11 protein-coding genes, 5 tRNA genes, 1 other RNA gene and 5 pseudogenes are annotated in these 17,952 nt (G+C 45.7%); 14 read left to right on the forward strand and 8 right to left on the reverse strand.

All coding sequences use genetic code 11. The annotated features are described in order from the left end of the window. Positions 1 to 176 precede the first annotated feature (176 nt). The 5 genes from AC0L66_RS05470 to AC0L66_RS05490 form a co-directional block, all read right to left on the reverse strand. Positions 177 to 261 (reverse strand) — tRNA-Tyr (locus AC0L66_RS05470). A gap of 82 nt (positions 262 to 343) precedes the next feature. Then, positions 344 to 428: transfer RNA gene (locus AC0L66_RS05475), tRNA-Tyr, on the reverse strand. An 83-nt stretch (positions 429 to 511) separates the two neighbouring features. Then, positions 512 to 596 (reverse strand) — tRNA-Tyr (locus tag AC0L66_RS05480). A gap of 82 nt (positions 597 to 678) precedes the next feature. Then, positions 679 to 763: transfer RNA gene (locus tag AC0L66_RS05485), tRNA-Tyr, on the reverse strand. A 94-nt stretch (positions 764 to 857) separates the two neighbouring features. Next, positions 858 to 942, reverse strand: a tRNA-Tyr gene (locus AC0L66_RS05490). A 397-nt stretch (positions 943 to 1,339) separates the two neighbouring features. On the opposite strand from AC0L66_RS05490, the gene AC0L66_RS05495 reads away from it, so the two are divergent. The 4 genes and pseudogenes from AC0L66_RS05495 to AC0L66_RS05510 all read left to right on the forward strand — a co-directional run bounded on the left by AC0L66_RS05495 (position 1,340) and on the right by AC0L66_RS05510 (position 7,341). Further along, entirely contained in the window at positions 1,340 to 2,428 is a 1,089-nt protein-coding gene (locus AC0L66_RS05495) for an efflux RND transporter periplasmic adaptor subunit (RefSeq protein ID WP_473568641.1), read from the forward strand. Next, a pseudogene (gene vexH / locus AC0L66_RS05500) lies at positions 2,428 to 5,545 on the forward strand (vibriobactin export RND transporter permease subunit VexH). The gene AC0L66_RS05495 and the pseudogene vexH overlap by 1 nt, the downstream one beginning before the upstream one ends. A 121-nt stretch (positions 5,546 to 5,666) precedes the next feature. Continuing rightward, positions 5,667 to 5,981, forward strand: a complete 315-nt coding sequence (locus AC0L66_RS05505; RefSeq protein ID WP_265675888.1) for a DUF1244 domain-containing protein — start codon at positions 5,667 to 5,669, stop codon at positions 5,979 to 5,981. Positions 5,982 to 6,561: 580 nt separating this feature from the next. After that, positions 6,562 to 7,341: a methyl-accepting chemotaxis protein gene (locus tag AC0L66_RS05510; protein WP_473569189.1), complete on the forward strand. Its 780-nt coding sequence runs from the start codon at positions 6,562 to 6,564 to the stop codon at positions 7,339 to 7,341. A gap of 128 nt (positions 7,342 to 7,469) precedes the next feature. On the opposite strand, the pseudogene AC0L66_RS05515 reads toward AC0L66_RS05510, so the two are convergent. After that, positions 7,470 to 8,547, reverse strand: a pseudogene (locus AC0L66_RS05515) (PLP-dependent cysteine synthase family protein). 123 nt (positions 8,548 to 8,670) lie between these two features. Between AC0L66_RS05515 and AC0L66_RS05520 the strand changes: the two are divergent. The 3 genes and pseudogenes from AC0L66_RS05520 to AC0L66_RS05530 all read left to right on the forward strand — a co-directional run bounded on the left by AC0L66_RS05520 (position 8,671) and on the right by AC0L66_RS05530 (position 12,002). Then, a pseudogene (locus tag AC0L66_RS05520) lies at positions 8,671 to 9,131 on the forward strand (Lrp/AsnC family transcriptional regulator). A gap of 238 nt (positions 9,132 to 9,369) precedes the next feature. Next, positions 9,370 to 10,563, forward strand: coding sequence for an iron-containing alcohol dehydrogenase (locus AC0L66_RS05525; protein WP_265675885.1), 1,194 nt, complete (start codon positions 9,370 to 9,372; stop codon positions 10,561 to 10,563). Beyond that, positions 10,563 to 12,002 (forward strand): coniferyl aldehyde dehydrogenase, encoded by a 1,440-nt coding sequence (locus AC0L66_RS05530; protein WP_265675884.1) that lies wholly within the window; start codon positions 10,563 to 10,565, stop codon positions 12,000 to 12,002. Before AC0L66_RS05525 ends, AC0L66_RS05530 begins: the two co-directional genes overlap by 1 nt. A gap of 138 nt (positions 12,003 to 12,140) precedes the next feature. Here AC0L66_RS05530 and tesB read toward each other — a convergent pair whose 3' ends face one another. Further along, positions 12,141 to 13,001, reverse strand: coding sequence for an acyl-CoA thioesterase II (gene tesB / locus AC0L66_RS05535; RefSeq protein ID WP_265675883.1), 861 nt, complete (start codon positions 12,999 to 13,001; stop codon positions 12,141 to 12,143). Positions 13,002 to 13,223: 222 nt separating this feature from the next. On the opposite strand from tesB, the gene AC0L66_RS05540 reads away from it, so the two are divergent. Next, positions 13,224 to 13,667: a YbaY family lipoprotein gene (locus AC0L66_RS05540; RefSeq protein WP_473568643.1), complete on the forward strand. Its 444-nt coding sequence runs from the start codon at positions 13,224 to 13,226 to the stop codon at positions 13,665 to 13,667. A gap of 97 nt (positions 13,668 to 13,764) precedes the next feature. Here AC0L66_RS05540 and AC0L66_RS05545 read toward each other — a convergent pair whose 3' ends face one another. Then, positions 13,765 to 14,067: an MGMT family protein gene (locus AC0L66_RS05545; RefSeq protein ID WP_265675881.1), complete on the reverse strand. Its 303-nt coding sequence runs from the start codon at positions 14,065 to 14,067 to the stop codon at positions 13,765 to 13,767. Between the two features lie 51 nt (positions 14,068 to 14,118). On the opposite strand from AC0L66_RS05545, the pseudogene AC0L66_RS05550 reads away from it, so the two are divergent. The 6 genes and pseudogenes from AC0L66_RS05550 (at position 14,119) to AC0L66_RS05575 (ending at position 17,741) form a co-directional block, all read left to right on the forward strand. Next, a pseudogene (locus AC0L66_RS05550) lies at positions 14,119 to 14,860 on the forward strand (VP0952 family biofilm-associated protein). Between the two features lie 187 nt (positions 14,861 to 15,047). Beyond that, positions 15,048 to 15,144, forward strand: an RNA gene (ffs, locus tag AC0L66_RS05555) — signal recognition particle sRNA small type. 286 nt (positions 15,145 to 15,430) lie between these two features. After that, positions 15,431 to 15,544 (forward strand): annotated as a pseudogene (locus AC0L66_RS05560) (IS5/IS1182 family transposase); the annotation flags it as partial. A gap of 300 nt (positions 15,545 to 15,844) precedes the next feature. Beyond that, the gene (catB, locus tag AC0L66_RS05565; protein WP_473568644.1) at positions 15,845 to 16,477 is read left to right on the forward strand and encodes a type B chloramphenicol O-acetyltransferase; all 633 of its coding nucleotides are present in this window, start codon (positions 15,845 to 15,847) and stop codon (positions 16,475 to 16,477) included. Positions 16,478 to 16,876: 399 nt separating this feature from the next. Then, positions 16,877 to 17,044 carry a hypothetical protein gene (locus AC0L66_RS05570; protein WP_473568646.1) on the forward strand — a complete coding sequence of 56 codons (168 nt, stop codon included), beginning with the start codon at positions 16,877 to 16,879 and terminating at the stop codon, positions 17,042 to 17,044. Between the two features lie 10 nt (positions 17,045 to 17,054). Continuing rightward, positions 17,055 to 17,741, forward strand: a complete 687-nt coding sequence (locus AC0L66_RS05575) for a DJ-1/PfpI family protein (protein WP_473568648.1) — start codon at positions 17,055 to 17,057, stop codon at positions 17,739 to 17,741. Positions 17,742 to 17,952: the final 211 nt, after the last annotated feature.

Here is a 17,952-nt window from a genome sequence, read left to right on the forward strand (position 1 = left end):
ATCATCGAACATTCAAGAATTGCTGTAAGCGAAAGTAAGCTAAGTTGTTGTATTATTTTACACTTCTTACAAAACCAGGCGCGCTATCTTGTTTGGTGCAGAGTGCTAGATTAGTGATAATATTTGATTATATTCAGACGAAAAAAAACCGACTCTAAGAGTCGGTTTTTTCTGTATGGTGGAGGGAGATGGATTCGAACCATCGAAGGCAGAGCCGTCAGATTTACAGTCTGATCCCTTTGGCCACTCGGGAACCCCTCCAGGGTGTTTTATACTTGTTTCACTGTTTTCCCAAAGCAGCAACTCAAGTGCGTTTATCTGGTTATCACCAAGTAAACTAATATGGTGGAGGGAGATGGATTCGAACCATCGAAGGCAGAGCCGTCAGATTTACAGTCTGATCCCTTTGGCCACTCGGGAACCCCTCCAGGGTGTTTTATACTTGTTTCACTGTTTTCCCAAAGCAGTCACTCAAGTGCGTTTATCTGGTCATAACCAAGTAAACTAAATATGGTGGAGGGAGATGGATTCGAACCATCGAAGGCAGAGCCGTCAGATTTACAGTCTGATCCCTTTGGCCACTCGGGAACCCCTCCAGGGTGTTTTATACTTGTTTCACTGTTTTCCCAAAGCAGCAACTCAAGTGCGTTTATCTGGTTATCACCAAGTAAACTAATATGGTGGAGGGAGATGGATTCGAACCATCGAAGGCAGAGCCGTCAGATTTACAGTCTGATCCCTTTGGCCACTCGGGAACCCCTCCAGGGTGTTTTATACTTGTTTCACTGTTTTCCCAAAGCAGTCACTCAAGTGTGTTTATTCGTTAATAACAGAGTTAGTAACAAGCAAACTAAATATGGTGGAGGGAGATGGATTCGAACCATCGAAGGCAGAGCCGTCAGATTTACAGTCTGATCCCTTTGGCCACTCGGGAACCCCTCCAGGGTGTTTTATACTTGTTTCGCTGTTTTCCCAAAGCAGCAACTCAAGTTCGGAGCGAATCATAGCAAACTCCGCAAAGCTGTAAAGTTTTTTCTTGGCATTTTGAACTGAATGATGTCTTTTTGGACAGAGGTGCCTAAAAAGGCAGGTTTATGCTCTATTTATTAACCACTTCGCTACAGGGCGCGCTGATTTTTCTTGCGAATGAGCACAATGAATGGGTTAGGTTTACTCACTACTCCCCTTAGTCGTGTCATTTTGTTTCATTTTCTTGCGTTGTTTGTAACGGCGCAATGTTTGTAAACAAAAACTCAATTTAGGATTTACACTTCTTGACGTTATGTGGCTCATAAGTCGCTAGAATATCAATTAGTTTCTATATAAAAAGACAAATACGATGAAAAATAAAACAATAATCGGTTTGCTGGCACTGTCTATTCTTAGTGCTTCTTCTGCAAGCTACGCAAAAAGGTCTCAAGGATCGCAAGCTATCTCTGTCGTGACCGAGACGGTGGCCGTTCACCAAGTGTCTCAATCGTTATCCTTGGTCGGAAAGTTGGAGGCGGATCAATCGGTCATTATTGCTTCTGAAGTGTCCGGCATTGTTGATCAAATTCGCGTATCGGCGAATGAAAAGGTGCCAAAAGGGCAGGTCTTGATTTTGCTTAATGACGACAAAGCCGTGGCTTCTGTCGCAGAAGCAAAAGCCTATTTACGTGACCAAAAACGTATTTTGGCTGAGTTCGAACGCCTTGCATCGAGTAATGCCATTACTAAAACGGAAATTGATGCGCAAAAAACCAACGTAGACATTGCCAACGCCCGTCTAGATGCGGCGAACGCACAGCTCAATGACCTGCATATTGAAGCCCCGTTCTCAGGTACGGTTGGCTTAATTGATTTTAGCCGTGGCAAGTTAGTCAATGTGGGGACAGAGCTACTCACGTTGGATGATTTATCTATTATGCAGCTTGATTTACAAGTCCCTGAACGATACCTGTCAATGCTTGAAAAAGGTATGCCAGTCACGGCGAAAACCTCGGCGTGGGGCAATCGCTTATTCGAAGGTGCGGTCGTTGCAGTGGACACGCGAGTAAACCAAGAAACGTTGAACCTTCGCGTGCGTATCCATTTTGAAAACCAAGAGAATCGATTAAAGCCCGGCATGCTCGCTCAGGCGAACATGGCTTTCCCGCCTATTGAAGCACCGATTATTCCTGTTCAAGCTCTTGAGTATTCAGGCACCAAACGCTTTGTTTATGTGATTGATGAAAATAACAAGGCGCATCGTACTGAGGTCATTTTGGGGGCTCGTGTAGGTAACCAAGTGGTGATCGAAAAAGGGCTAGAGATTGGTCAGAGAATTGTCGTGCAGGGCATTGTTAACATGCGTGATGGATCTGCCGTTCAGGAAGTGAAATCGGAGCCTACAGCACAGCGCACTGAAAAGCGCACCGAACTCGTTAGTGAGAAGGAAGTCAGCTAATGCTTTTATCTGATATTTCAGTTAAGCGTCCGGTTGCCGCTATCGTACTGAGCTTGTTGTTATGTGTATTTGGCATTGTGTCATTTAATAAACTTGCTGTACGTGAAATGCCGGACATCGAAAACCCAGTGGTGTCGATTTCCACTCGTTATGAAGGGGCGTCAGCCACCATCATTGAAAGCCAGATCACCTCCTCTATTGAAGATCAACTCTCTGGTATTAGTGGTATTGATGAAATAGAGTCGGTGACTCGAAATGGCATGTCACGAATTACCGTCACATTTGAGTTGGGTTATGACCTGAATACCGCAGCGTGAGTGATATTCGTGATGCAGTGGCGCGAGCCCAGCGCTCCCTGCCCGATGAAGCTGATGATCCGTTGGTGTTTAAAAACAATGGTAGTGGTGAAGCGTCGGTCTATATTAATCTTAGCTCGTCGGTGATGGATCGAACCCAATTGACGGACTACACCAACCGAGTATTGCTGGACCGGTTTAGTCTTATTTCCGGCGTGAGCTCGGTGGACATCTCTGGTGGCTTGTACCAAGTGATGTACATTAAGCTCAAGCCTGCGTACATGGCTGGGCGAGGGGTGACCACCTCTGACATCACCGCTTCGCTACGATCTGAAAATATTGAACGCCCCGGTGGGGAAGTGCGAAATGATGCGACGGTGATGTCGGTTCGTACTGCCCGGTCATACAACTCCCCGATAGATTTTGAATATTTGGTGGTGAAACGCGCCAGTGACAATACACCGATTTACTTGAAAGACGTCGCCGATGTGTATATCGGCGCAGAGAATGAGAATTCCACCTTTAAGAGTGATGGTGTGGTTAACGTCAGCATGGGCATCGTGCCACAGTCGGATGCGAACCCGCTGGAAATGGCCGATTTGGTGCACAAAGAAGTGGAGCGCATGCAGCAGTTCCTCCCTGAAGGGACTCGCTTAGCGATTGATTACGATTCCACCGTCTTTATCGATCGCTCCATATCTGAAGTGTATAGCACGCTGTTTATCACCGGGTGTTTGGTCATATTGGTGCTCTACATCTTTATTGGTCAAGCCAGAGCCACGCTGATACCCGCCGTGACGGTACCCGTATCTTTGATTGCGTCGTTTATTGCCGCCTATTTCTTTGGCTTTTCCATCAATTTGATCACGTTAATGGCGTTGATTCTCTCTATTGGCTTAGTGGTGGATGATGCCATCGTGGTGGTGGAAAACATCTTCCACCATATCGAGAAAGGCGAGCCGCCACTACTTGCTGCTTATAAAGGGACGCGCGAAGTGGGGTTTGCCGTTATCGCCACCACATTAGTGCTGGTGATGGTGTTTTTACCGATTTCATTCATGGACGGCATGATAGGGCTGCTGTTTACCGAGTTCTCTGTGCTGCTAGCCATGTCGGTGATCTTCTCATCTTTGATTGCTCTCACTCTTACGCTCGGTATTAGGAAGTTCGATTCTAAAAGCGAACGTGAAACCAAATCGTTTCACACAATGGGTAGATTCAGGCTTTAGAAAATTAGAGCGTGGTTATAAGCGAGCGCTTGGGCAAGCCTTACGATTTCGTTGGCTCGCGCCAGTGGTGATTTTAGCCTGCGTTGGCGGCAGTTATCAGTTAATGCAGCAAGTACCTGCTCAGTTAACACCGCAAGAGGATCGTGGGGTCATCTTCGCTTTTGTTCGTGGTGCGGATGCCACCAGTTACAACCGAATGGCAGCGAATATGGACATCGTAGAAGAGCGCTTAATGCCGTTATTAGGGCAAGGTTTCTTAAAGTCATTTAGTATTCAATCACCAGCGTTTGGCGGCAATGCTCGATGACCAAACGGGCTTCGTTATCATGATCTTAGAAGATTGGAACGAACGTGATGTCACTGCGACGCAAGCGCTGGGAGAGGCTCGAAAAGCCCTCGCTGGGATCCCTGATGTTCGTGTGTTCCCGTTTATGCCAGGCTTTAGAGGCGGGTCGAGCGAGCCAGTACAATTTGTCATTGGCGGTTCAGATTATGCGGAATTGCAAAAATGGGCAGATTTACTTGAGCAACGCGCTGACGCCTCACCGATGATGGAAGGCGCGAGTACCGACTACTCTGAGAAAACACCAGAGCTGGTGGTGACCATCGACCGAGAGCGCGCAGCAGAGCTCGGGATCAGTGTTGAAGATATCTCCGACACGCTGGAAATTATGCTTGGTGGTAAAACAGAGACCACCTATGTCGAGCGTGGTGAAGAATACGATGTCTACTTGCGAGGGGATGAAAATAACTTCAATAACGCCGCAGATTTGAGCCAAATTTACATGCGCACTCAGTCCGGCGAGTTGGTGACGTTAGATGCCGTGACTGATATTGAGGAAGTGGCATCCTCTACTCGTTTATCGCATTACAACAAGCAGAAATCTATCACCATCAAAGCGAACCTTAAAGAAGGGTATACATTAGGTGAAGCGTTGGACTTTATGGACCAACAGGCCATAGAGATGCTACCGGGTGATATATCGATTAGTTACGCCGGAGAGTCGAAAGACTTCAAAGAAAATCAATCGAGTATTTTCGTGGTGTTTGCATTGGCGTTATTAGTGGCTTATTTGGTACTGGCTGCGCAATTTGAAAGCTTTATTAACCCGCTTGTGGTGATGTTTACCGTCCCGATGGGGGTATTTGGCGGTTTCCTAGGCTTACTGATTATGCAGCAAGGGCTCAACATCTACAGTCAGATTGGTATGATCATGCTTATTGGTATGGTGACCAAGAACGGGATCCTTATTGTAGAGTTTACCAATCAGTTAAGAGACAAAGGTATCGCGTTTGAGCAAGCCATCATTAATGCATCGGCAAGGCGACTGCGTCCAATCTTAATGACGGCATTCACTACGTTAGCTGGCGCGATCCCGCTGATTGTTTCCACTGGGGCGGGTTATGAAAGCCGAGTGGCGGTAGGTACGGTCATCTTCTTTGGGATGGCGTTTGCCACCTTAGTGACGTTATTCGTGATTCCAGCGATGTACCGCTTGATATCCGCGAAGACACAATCGCCGGGACACGTTGAAGCTGAGTTGAATAAAGCATTGGAAAAAGATGTGAAAGCACGAACCAGTCATGGTTAATTAACGGATAGTGAAGGCCGCCTTTCCTGTTCGCTTGGAAAAATGCTCAGTTTCGGCTGGGCATTTTTTCGTTTGTTCGTTAGGATTGTGGAGCATAAAAATAACAGCAAAGGAAAGTAAAGTGGCTGAATTTAAATATAAAGATCTCCCTCAAGAGCAGCAAGATAAATTAGACGCAGCGGTATTTCGTCGCTTGCTTGCCCACCTTGATAATAATAAGGATGTGCAAAATATCGATCTAATGATTCAGGCGGGTTTCTGCCGTAATTGCTTTAGTAAATGGTACAAAGCAGAAGCAGAACAGGCGTCACTTGACTTAGACATCGATGATGCGCGTGAGCGTGTTTACGGTATGACCTATGATGAGTGGAAGCAAAACCACCAACCTAAAGCGACGCCAGAGCAACTGGCAGCCTTTGAAGCGAAGCAAAAATAGTTCGCGTCATCGCGTTCATCATGCCTCTGCTTAGTCAGGGGCTTTTTTATGTCGGTATCATTCGGTATATAGTGCTTTTTTGCTATGCGATACGTTTGAATGAACAACGGATTTTAATCGCGAGTTAGTACATTGCTCTGCCTATACCCTAATTGGGGTATGGTGATTGGTAGTTATCACAACTTACTCTTCACGCTATTTATAATTCCTTACTGAGTGTTAGCGTAGTGAATATAGGAAAGGCAGTGGTAGAAGAAGTGACTCAATGTTTGTATCAAAAAAACAATTAAAAACAACGCAGCAGCAGGTACTTACTGAAAAGGCAGCTAACGAGGTTCTACAGCAGCAGGTTGCGGAGTTGCAACAGCAATTAGCGGCGAAGCAGAGTGAAGTATCGGCAATAGAACACGTGTTAGCCGAGCAAAAATCGCGTTCACGACGCTTTTTAGGGATGGTTGTCCCTCATCTTGTGGATTGTGCGAATAGTATCGAGGTGGCGAATAATGATTTGATTGCCCAAAGTGATCAGCTGCAAAGCAAGCTAGGAGTATTTGAGTCGACGCAGCGTCAGCTTGAAGAAATGTATCGTTCGTTGGATTTAGTCTCTCAATCGTCGGCAGAAAGTAAAGACACGGTCAATGCTCTTCAAGTATTAACTGGTGATATTAGTCAGTTTATCAGTATTATCCATCAGATCTCTGAGCAAACGAATTTGCTCGCGCTGAATGCTGCGATTGAAGCGGCTCGGGCGGGGGAGCATGGTCGGGGGTTTGCGGTAGTCGCGGATGAAGTCCGCTCCCTTGCTGGACGTGCCAATGAGGCCGCCAGTGAGATTTCTAGCTTAGTGGAAAGAATTGAATCGAGCACCAACCTTGCCGGAGAGAATATCGAAACAGTCTCGGTACAGGTCGCGGATGCGTCGAAAGGCGCGGCAGAAATTGTCAAAGATACCCAATCTATCTTGTCTTTGTCGTCGACAACGGTTGACGTTATTTACAAGAGTACCGTGGATATTTACGCTTCAAGCGGGATTGCTCAATACACCAACATGTGGACGACCGCGCACTCGAAGTTAATCGGTGCTAACTGTGATCATGCACTGCTGCTTCTCGGTGAGCTTGAAACGACATTTGGCACCGTTGTGGCAAACCACGAAGAGACGCGACAATTAGCCAGTGTTGGCGGACCATTGGAATACTTTTCCGCGAAAGCGAGGGCCTTTCATGATGGGTTGCACTTGATCGCTAACGATACCGCCGATGTACTGGTGGTTGAAGAGTTAGATCGCGCGTATCAGGACTTAGTGTCGTACATCACCGCCGCTCAAATGCAGGTCAATCGTAGTTATGATCGAAAGTAGTACGTAAGGTCAAATGACGTTATTAATTATGCAGATAAAGTAAAAAGGAGTGATAGCATCACTCCTTTTTCTCATCTCATACACGCCGTCAGGCTAACGGCTTGCGTCTTCAAGCTAAATGACAGGGCTTAACAATCTGCGCTGCATTCACCTGTTGCTTCAAAGATTTCAAGTTTTTCTGTGTAAGGGTGTAGATCACCAATATTGGTTTTTACCCACTCAGGGTTGTAGTAAGTGTCGAGGTAGCGCTCGCCGCTGTCGCATAACAAGGTCACAATCGATCCTGTTTCACCACGTTTTTTCATTTCACAGGCTAGCTGCAAGGCACCGTATAAATTAGTGCTAGGTTGATGCGCCGACTTTTCTTCCTAAGATTTTCTCAAGCCAATGAATCGTTGCAATGCTTGCTGCGTCGGGAATGGTGCGCATTTCGTCAACCACACCGGGAATAAAACTTGGCTCTACGCGAGGTCGCCCAATGCCTTCAATTTTGCTGCCACAGTCGCCAGTGATGTGTTTATTGCTGGCTTTGTAGTAGTCGTGAAATACCGAGTTTTCAGGGTCAACCACACACAGTTTAGTATCGTGTTTTTGGTAGCGAATAAAACGACCAATGGTCGCCGATGTGCCACCAGTACCCGGGCTCATGACTACCCATGTAGGAATCGGATGATCTTCAAGTTCCATTTGACTAAAGATTGAGTTCGCAATGTTGTTATTACCACGCCAGTCAGTCGCGCGTTCAGCATACGTAAACTGATCCATATAATGACCATTTAGCTCATCGGCAAGGCGACGCGATTCTGCATAAATTTGGTCAGAGCGATCGACAAGGTGCGCTTTGCCACCATAGAACTCAATTTGTTCAATTTTTTTGCTCGCGGTACTTTTGGGCATAACGGCAATGAAAGGTAGGCCGAGAAGTCTAGCAAAGTAAGCTTCTGACACCGCGGTGCTGCCTGAAGAAGATTCAATAACGGTGGTTTCCGGGCCAATCCAACCATTACAAATCGCGTACAAGAAAAGCGATCGCGCTAAGCGGTGCTTCAGTGAGCCAGTTGGATGCGTACTTTCATCTTTCAGATAGAGATCGATGCCATCAATGCTTGGAAGGTCGAGCTTTATCAGGTGAGTATCGGCAGAGCGTTGATAGTCAGCTTCAATTTTACGAATGGCGTTGTTTATCCATTGATGGTCAGTACACATAGTTAGGTTTCCTACTTGGCTATCGTTATGGTGATAATTTACCTACATACGGGGAGAAAAACTTTGCTATATTTACTGTATAAATGGGTTTTTAGAGAAAGTTATTCTCCTTTTGGGGTTTTTATGGAAATCGATAGTACAGATAAGACACTACTGGGCTTATTGCAGCAAGACAGTACGCTGTCGTTGCATGATCTCGCCGAAGCGGTGAACTTAACCACAACGCCGTGTTGGAAGCGATTAAAAAGCTTGAAGATCAGGGCGTGATTAATAAGCGAGTTGCGTTACTGAATCCTGAATCGTTGGGGTTATGCTTTACCGCTTTTGTGCAAATCAAGACCACGAACCACTCCCATGAGTGGTACAAAGCTTTTGTCGATACTGTATCGTTATTTCCCGAAGTGATGGAGTTTTATCGTATGGCGGGGGAGTATGACTATATGATGAAAGTACTGGTAAAAGACATGAAGTGTTTTGATGAGTTTTATAAAAAATTGGTAAATAGTATCGACGAGTTATCGAACGTGACCTCTACCTTTGCGATGGAACCTTTAAAATACACAACGGCATTACCCATTCGCTAGCGGGCACGATTTAGTTGGTATTATGTCGCAGGTATACGACTCTCAACTCTTGGATGACAATCTTGCTTATATGGAGCAATCACTCTATAACTGAATGTCATTAAAAGCGGAGTCGTTAGTACTTAACGGGTGAAGCTTAATCGTGAAAGTTGGGTTGTCTGAGCGCTGTTATCAGAATAATGTCGCAGAACTGCTTTAGCTCGTCTACTCAATCATTTTGTCTATAAGGAGCGTCGATATGCTGCACCAATGCCTGGTTTCCGTTAAGAAACCGTTTATTAAAATGGTGCCTGTTCCACAGCCAACGTGCATTTCTGGGCGTGGCAAAGTGAATGATATTGCTAAAATATGCAAACAACTTGGCGTGAGTAAACCTTGCATCGTGACGGATCATGTTTTGATGAAATTGGGTTTACTCGATAGCCTACTGCAGACGCTAGATGACGCGAATATTGGCTATTCAATTTTTGATGACATTACCCCAGACCCCGACTATGAAATGGTGAGACGAGGCGTCGAACACTACCAGAACCATGCTAGCGATAGCGTTATTGCCTTTGGTGGTGGTTCGCCTATGGATTGCGCAAAAGCGATGGCGGCGAGTGTCAAAACCAATAAAGACGTGGCGAAGTTACCGGGGTTACTTAAGGTACATCGTCGTCTTATGCCTATTATCGCGATACCCACTACGGCAGGCACTGGCTCTGAGTGTACCGTCGCCGCAGTGGTTAGTGATGTTGATGCCCGAAAAAAACGCTCCATCACCGACCCGTTCTTGGTACCCAAAGTCGCGATTCTTGACCCAGAGTTGATGTTAGGTTTACCTGCACAGGTAACGGCTGAAACGGGCGCAGATGCCTTAACTCATGCCATTGAATCGTATTTAAGTGGGTACGCGAATACACAAACTCGCCAATGGTCGGTGAGCGCAATTAAGCGAATTTTTAGTGAGTTACCAACGGCGTACGAAGATGGCAACAATACCCATGCCAGAGAGCAAATGGCGTTGGCAAGTTTTGAAGCTGGGCTTGCCTTTACGCGCACTTATATCGGCTATGTTCATGCCATTGCCCATCAACTCGGTGCGTTTTATCACGTGCCTCACGGCCGAGCGAATGCCATTGTATTACCCCTTGTGCTAGAGGGGATCCAACAAAGAGATAACGCACGACTGACACAGCTAGCGGTTGAGCTGGGCTATAAAGACAGTGTACACGGGAGCGCATCCTCACAGTTTACCGATGCGGTTAACGCGCTATTAGAGCGTATTGCGATTCCGAAAGTCGTCAAAGAATTGCAAGTAGAAGACATTCCTCATATTGCGCAGCAAGCGATAAAAGAAGCCTTTGGTGAGTATCCGGTTCCCGAGGTGATGTCACGATTAGAGTGTCAGCAGTTATTGGAAAAACTGGTCGAATTAGGAGTCGAATAATGAGCCAAGTCGAGCTTAGTGAATTAGAAATGCAAGCGTGTTTTAACCAGCAAAAACGAGCGTTTACAGAGTCGCCTTTTCTTAGTCGTGAATTGCGATTGAGTAATTTGTCCAAGGTAGAGCGCCTTATTCGTCAAAACCAGGCGGTGTTGTGTGAGGCCATTCGTAAGGATTTTGGCCATCGCTCTTCAACGGAAACGGCATTGCTGGAGTTTTTCTCTTCGATTGACGGCATTGTGGATGCCCGTAAACAACTTAAAAAGTGGATGAAGCCCAAGTCGCGTCATACCGCCATATGGTTTCAACCCGCCAAGAATAGTGTTATTCCGCAACCTATCGGTGTGGTTGGTATTATTGTGCCATGGAATTATCCGTTGTTTCTTGCGATAGGACCAATGACCGCTGCATTGGCCGCGGGTAATCGCGTGATGGTAAAAATGTCAGAAAACTCTCAGCATCTTTGTCGCGTCTTAGCGGAAGTGTTTTCAACGGCGTTTACGGAAGATGAAATTTGTTTTATTGCCGAAACGGGCGAGACAGGCCAAGCTTTTTCTAAACTGGCGTTTGATCACCTGATCTTTACTGGCTCTGGGGCGACAGGTCGCAAAGTGATGGCTGCAGCGGCAGAGAACCTTACGCCTGTAACGCTAGAGTTAGGAGGGAAATCACCCACTATTATCGCGCCGGATTACGATATTAAAAAAGCAATGAAGCGTATTTTGACCGGAAAAATGTATAACGCAGGGCAAACATGTGTAGCGCCAGACTATCTTTTTGTACCAGAAGATAAGCTTGATTCGGTGATTAAGTCAGCAAAGTCTATCGTGAAAAAGCGCTTCAAAACGATTGAGCACCCCGACTATACAGCCGTAATTGATGATGTGTCGTTTCAGCGTTTAAGTGAGACACTCAGCTTGGCAAAAGCGGGTAGTGGTGAGGTGATTAATCTTATCCCGGATAGTGAACCTGATGCCGTAAGTCGACGCTTTCCTATTCATTTGGTGGTGACGCCAGCGGTAGATGAAAACGTAATGACACGTGAAATCTTTGGGCCTATTTTGCCGATTTTAACGTACAAAACGTTGGATGATGTCTATCACTTTATTAGTCAGCGAGATAGGCCTTTAGCCCTGTATATTTTTTCAGATGACAAGACGCTGCAAAAGACAGTGTTAGAAAATACCTTATCGGGAGGTGTCACCATTAATGATGTTATGCTGCACGTCGGCCAGCACGACTTACCGTTTGGTGGCGTGGGGCCTAGTGGTATGGGGCATTATCACGGCCGAGAAGGGTTTAATAGCTTATCTAAGATGCGTCCAGTGATGGCCCAAGGAAAGTGGGCAGCGACGGCATTTTTAACTGCACCATACTCAGGCTTTGCTCGCCGAATGGTTAACTTTCTTATCAATAGGAAGTGGGGTAAATACCCTGACTAGCGTTTTAGGCCTGGCGGTTGATTGAGCGCCGCTAAAGTGTGTTAATTCTGGAAAAAGCGTGTGAATACAGAAAAGCCAGCCGTGTTTTCGGCTGGCTTTGTGCGTTTTTAGTGGCACTGAGATCGTGACAGAGCGAAATTATTCACTAAATCGCATTACGCCTTCTTGGATAGTGGAGGCGACGAGATCGCCTTTTCTATTGAAAATCTCACCACGAACCAAGCCGCGCGAGTTACTCGCATTAGGGCTATCAATGGCATAAAGCAACCATTCATCAATTTTAACCGGACGATGAAACCACATAGAGTGATCAATCGTCGCCAATTGAAATTTCGGTGACATAATAGAAACACCATGTGGGTGCAACGCTGTAGTTAGGAAGCGCCAATCCGATGCGTAACCAAGTAGATATTGATGGATGAGTGCATTATCTGGTACCTCGCCATTCGCGCGAATCCACAAATACTGCTTAGGTTCTGCTTTTTCCGGTTTGAGCGGATTGATCACAGTGACAGGGCGTACTTCAATGGCCTCTTCACTGCAAAACACCTCTCGAATTTTAGGGGGCAAAAAGTCCGCAATACGCGCCGCCAGTTCGGACTCTGAAACATAATTCTCAGGCCCATCAACAACAGGCATCTCGGTTTGATGTTCAAACCCCGGCGCGTGCCCATGGTAGCTCGCTGTGAGGTAAAAAATCGGTCGTCCATTTTGGATGGCTTTTACTCGTCTTGTACTAAAGCTCTTACCGTCACGCAGATTTTCTACATCATAAATAATCGGTTTTTCTGCATCTCCAGGGTAGAGGAAGTAGCTGTGAAACGAGTGTACCGTGCGATCATCTGATACCGTATATCGAGCGGCTGACAGCGCTTGCCCGATGACTTGACCACCATACACCTGCGGTAAACCCAAGTGTTGGCTTTGACCACGAAACAATCCTTCTTCTAGCTTTTCTAGTTGAAGCAATTCCAGCAATTCACGTAATGGTTTACTCATAAATTCACTTATACTCAAGTTCAATACTGCAAGTGTGGGTTTTGTCAGTTTGTTCGTCAAGTTGCTCGTGAGCTTCATCACGTAACAAGTCATGTAGGAATGGTATGAGAATAATGCATTCTGGCGCTATTCCTACAATGGATGGATAAATTTCTGATATCTTTAATGTAATACAGGTTGGCACTGACGAGCATAAGTGCACATATTAAATAGAGAGGCTTTATGAAGAAGGTATTTTCAGGTTTATTGGCGGTCGTATTAGGCCTAACACTTGCTGGGTGCCAAACTGCACCAGCGACAGACTCGAAAGTAGCGGTAGAGAGTGGCATGACATCAGTGAAAGGCAGCATTGCGTATCGTGAGAGAATCGCACTGCCACCAAACGCGGTTGTGACAGTGAAACTGCAAGATGTCTCACTAGCCGATGCGCCAGCAACGGTGATTTCTGAGCAGACGTTTGAAACAGAGGGCGCGCAAGTCCCATTTGATTTTGAACTGAGCTACAACAGCGCAGATATCGATGCCCGACACACGTACAGTGTGAGTGCGCGTATTGAGGTAGACGGCAAACTGCGTTTTATCAGCGATACGTCCTACCCAGTGATTACCGATCAAAATAAGACAGAAGAAGTGAATCTACTTCTTATTGGTGTACAAGCGAAGTAAAGCCAAACATCGCTATCTGGTTATTCGCTTAGCCAGGTAGCGGTTTAGTCCGAGAATGGTTTCGCTCGGCCGCGACGCATCGAACCCGATACTTCATTTATACCTGCCAGCCATAAGTGCGTAAGCTGACTTTACCGCTTGCTGTGAAGACAACCCCTTCCTCCAATAGTTTTGCTCTTTGGACGCTGAAACGTTCGCCAGTTAATGAAATCTCGCCTTTACCATTGATCACTCTATGCCAAGGAAGGGTACTGCCTTTTGGTAAGTCGCTCAGTGCCTTGCCAACATGTCGAGCGTAGCCAGGATAGCCAGCCATTTTTGCAATCTGTCCGTACGTTGTCACAGTTCCATGCGGAATTTGGTGAATTACAGCAAAGATTTGTGTTCGAAACTGTTCCATACTGAATGTAGTCCTAGTTCAATGTGCCATGGATCGGTATAGGGAGGAGCAATGGTATTTTCGGTGTTTCAGTTCGTAATCACAAGTATTCTTGCCATGGTTTGCGCCAGAGCAATTAGCGTTACTGAAGGTGATATTCCCGTTTTAGCGCTGATGATTCCAGCATTATGGGTGCTTCCACAAGGAGGGGTGGCTGGTCTAGCTTTGCTCGCGGCAATGGTGGTGTATGGAATAACACTGCCAATGCAGAGTATCGCCATGTCCATTGCGGTTTGGATTCTCCTTCCGGTATTTATGGTCGCCTCTTCTCGGCGCAGCAACATTTGGATAGTTTGCCTCGTTGGCCTGATTGTTATCACACTGAATGTCGGAATTATGATGACTCAGTTGTCTGGGAAGCTAGGGGGCACCCCAATGGTCACGTTGATTCAAGGCTTTGCGGTATTTGTTGCATGGTATGCAGCGAGCCATTGGAAGGGCAGTAATAAACACAGCTGGTGGTCACTGGCGCTGATCATTCCAATTTGGGCCGCAGGTCTACCCCATGCTGCGCTCATCGCATTGTGTTTTACTGGTGATGCTCGCCTCAATGGAGAGTCTTGGTAAGCTTCCAACCTTCCGATGGAATAAACTGCTGTGCTGGACACTGCCGAGTGTTGGTTTTGCCGCGCTTGTCATTGCCCCAGGTGTTGACGTACCCAAGCCTGTTTTTGTTGTTTGGATATGCCTACTAGGGACGGCATGGATGACGGACTACATTTTGCGAAGTGACCGTGAAAACCAAGAACACTGATTTTTGTTAGCAAAGTGGCTTTCATATGGGCATTGAAGTTCGCTTTAATGCCTTTTTGTTTAATCTCTAGTCACTTAACGCTAACTTACACTAAAAAGTCTGCTTAGCTATTGCATTCAATGCGCCTATACCTGATAATCCTTTCCACGATTTGGCCTTAGCGCAAAATCAACAGAATCTATGGAGGCCCTGGTCCTCCCGCAACAATAGTTCGTGAACTCGGTCAGATCCGGAAGGAAGCAGCCGCAGCGGATGACTTGTGTGCCGGGATGTGGCTGGGGCTTCCACCCTTCTACTGCTTTATCCTTACTTATCAAGTAACTACCCCTTAAATATAGCTCAGAAAGCCAATTGGTACTAAATAGTGGTACTAAAAACTGCGCTATCTAACCCAACGTTCTTCTTCAGGTATCTGGTACTTTCGCTAGGCTTTGTTGCCGAAATCGAATGAACTAAATCAAAATCTTACGATCAGATCAGGGACATTCATTTACTGACTTTGATTTCATGCCGAAGCCTCGCTATAAAACCACCAACTGGCGCAAGTACAACAACTCCCTAGTCAATCGAGGTTCACTCACGCTTCGAAATTACAACGCACAAGTGGGTGAGACTTACGCCATGATCAAAGCACTCAACAAGCTAACTGGGATAGGTATGCCCGAAACTCAGTATGTTGTTTAAACTGCGAACTATTTAGCTAGTGTTCGCTCTTTCGCTGAGTTCGGCAACAAAGCACTAGCTTGACCTCAGATTAAGTTGAGGTTTTCGGCTGGCTTTTGATTCATGTTTCCCGTAATTGATTCAAAAGGACAATTGAAAATAACAAAGATCGAGCATTTAAATATTACCGTTCCTTGCATAGACTCAGTATTGGCATTTTTATTATGTGTTCGTTTTTACGATTAAGGCATAATGCCGAGGCTTTGGTATTGAGTCATTCATACCTTAACTCGGTGTTATGAGCTTCCACAAGGAATCAAGTTGAACAACTATTTTGAAAGCCCTTTTGTAGGGAAGTCGCTAAAAGAACAGGTGACGAATCCAAATATTATAGTAGGTGAGCACAGCTACTATTCTGGTTATTATCATAATCATAGCTTCGATGATTGTGCTCGTTACTTAATGCCTGATAGAACGGATATTGATAAGTTAATTATCGGAAGCTATTGCTCAATTGGTTCTGGTGCTGTGTTTATGATGGCTGGCAATCAAGGGCATCAAAATAACTGGGTGAGTACATTTCCATTTTTCTACCAGGAGAATGAATATTTTGCTGATGCTAAAGATGGGTTTGAGCGCTCGGGTGACACGGTTATCGGTAATGATGTATGGATTGGTACAGAAGCCATGATTATGAGTGGTGTATCTGTTGGAGATGGTGCCATTATCGCAAGTCGTGCTGTCGTTACCAAGGATGTAGCCCCATATTCCATAGTGGGCTCAAATCCAGCTCAACATATACGTTACAGGTTCGCTGAAAGTGAAATATCTCAGTTATTAGAAATGAAATGGTGGGAATGGAGCGACGAACAAATTAAGGGGGCTATGAGCTTAATGTGTTCTTCTAATATCGATGGTCTTTATGACTATTGGAAAACGCTAGTACGCTTATAAGAAACGCTCTTCTGCCAAGTTGAGCGCCTATAAGTTTTCCTAAAGCCGGGTCGCATTCCGTCCGACTTTAGCATACTGAAGTTAAGTGACTCCCCTTGTTTCTTACCTACGTAATGATAGCGACTGTTCGGGGTTTTCCTGCCTCTAAAAGTCGTTGATATGCCGTTAGCCCTGAGCCGCTCTACGCAGAAGAGTGTCAGTCACTAGATGAAGCAAGGGCTGGTATTTTGAGTACATCGAAGTGTTTTAAACCGTAAGCATTTATGGCGCAAGAGATAATGCCGTAGAGAGATAATGCCGTAGAGAGGTAATGGCAAGGCCATTGGTATCGACTTTTTGTGGGGAGCACCAATACTTTAGGCTAGTATTTAGCTATCGATATAATAAAAGGGTGCGGCGATGTTAAGGAATCTGTTGGGGCTTGCTCCAAAGCTGGAATTGGATGGTTCATATTCACCTTCAAGGGTTGCTTTGAAGCTTGCGACGGCGGAAAAGACCGATTATAAAGAAGTGGTATACACGCCTGTAGTTGGCTCAAAAGCGAAAAATATTAGTCTTGGCGACTGAGCAAAAGAATATGAAAATGAAAAATGGTAAGCTGTTTTCAACAGGTAATCATCCTGTCGAAACGCTAGTACCCATGCTTCATCTTCGAAATGCAGGCTACGAATTTGAGATATCGACGCCTAATGGTCACCCTGCAATCATTGAAATGTGGGCATTTCCCCAGAAAGACTATCATGTAAACGCTATTTACACTGAATATAAAGAACACTTTGAAAATCCAACGAATCTAAATACTCTTGTTACTAATGGGTTGAACGCTGAAGATTACGCTGCTGTGTTTATTCCAGGCGGCCATGGTGCAATGTTGGGTCTCCCTAGCGACCAATTTGTTGGTATGGTTTTAAATTGGGCACATAACAACGACGTATTTACAATTTCCATCTGTCATGGTCCAGCTGCTTTTTTATCGACTCGCGAGAGTGGTTCTGAGTTTTTATATCAGGGTTATAAAATGGCGGTTTTTCCCGATTCAGTTGATGCTCAAACGCCTATTATTGGCTACTTGCCTGGCAAGATGCCTTGGGGATTGAGTGAGACGTTAAAAGAGCTTGGAGTGATGTTGGTGAATAGCAAAGCTGACAATACGGTATGTCGTGACCGCTTATTAGTTACAGGCGCAAGCCCATTAGCTGCGGATGCTTTAGGAAAGTTAGCGGTAGAAACGTTAGCTTCAGCACGGACTAGGGCCCTTAAATAGTTGCTCTTTAGCCGTTCCAATGAGGCCGTCCTCCTCGCGGAATTTGTTTGTCACACGGAGCAACGCGCCAAAACCTGTTGTGTCCATACAGAATCCATCAAGCCGCTGACGACAGCGGCTTTTTTGTATCCCATGCTTTCCTCTGCGTTATCTTGTACGAATAAAGCTTGTCTGTAACAATTCATTCACATCACGTCTTCGGTGTAAATCA

Source organism: Vibrio sp. GJ43-1, assembly GCF_055808835.1.

Excerpts from the sequence above, each read along its gene's own strand:
- AC0L66_RS05495 (WP_473568641.1), top strand. The coding sequence starts at position 1,340 with ATGAAAAATAAAACAATAATCGGTTTGCTGGCACTGTCTATTCTTAGT.
- AC0L66_RS05510 (WP_473569189.1), top strand. The coding sequence starts at position 6,562 with ATGTATCGTTCGTTGGATTTAGTCTCTCAATCGTCGGCAGAAAGTAAA.
- AC0L66_RS05525 (WP_265675885.1), top strand. The coding sequence starts at position 9,370 with ATGCTGCACCAATGCCTGGTTTCCGTTAAGAAACCGTTTATTAAAATG.
- AC0L66_RS05530 (WP_265675884.1), top strand. The coding sequence starts at position 10,563 with ATGAGCCAAGTCGAGCTTAGTGAATTAGAAATGCAAGCGTGTTTTAAC.
- tesB (WP_265675883.1), bottom strand. The coding sequence starts at position 13,001 with ATGAGTAAACCATTACGTGAATTGCTGGAATTGCTTCAACTAGAAAAG.
- AC0L66_RS05540 (WP_473568643.1), top strand. The coding sequence starts at position 13,224 with ATGAAGAAGGTATTTTCAGGTTTATTGGCGGTCGTATTAGGCCTAACA.
- AC0L66_RS05545 (WP_265675881.1), bottom strand. The coding sequence starts at position 14,067 with ATGGAACAGTTTCGAACACAAATCTTTGCTGTAATTCACCAAATTCCG.
- AC0L66_RS05570 (WP_473568646.1), top strand. The coding sequence starts at position 16,877 with ATGTTAAGGAATCTGTTGGGGCTTGCTCCAAAGCTGGAATTGGATGGT.
- AC0L66_RS05575 (WP_473568648.1), top strand. The coding sequence starts at position 17,055 with ATGAAAATGAAAAATGGTAAGCTGTTTTCAACAGGTAATCATCCTGTC.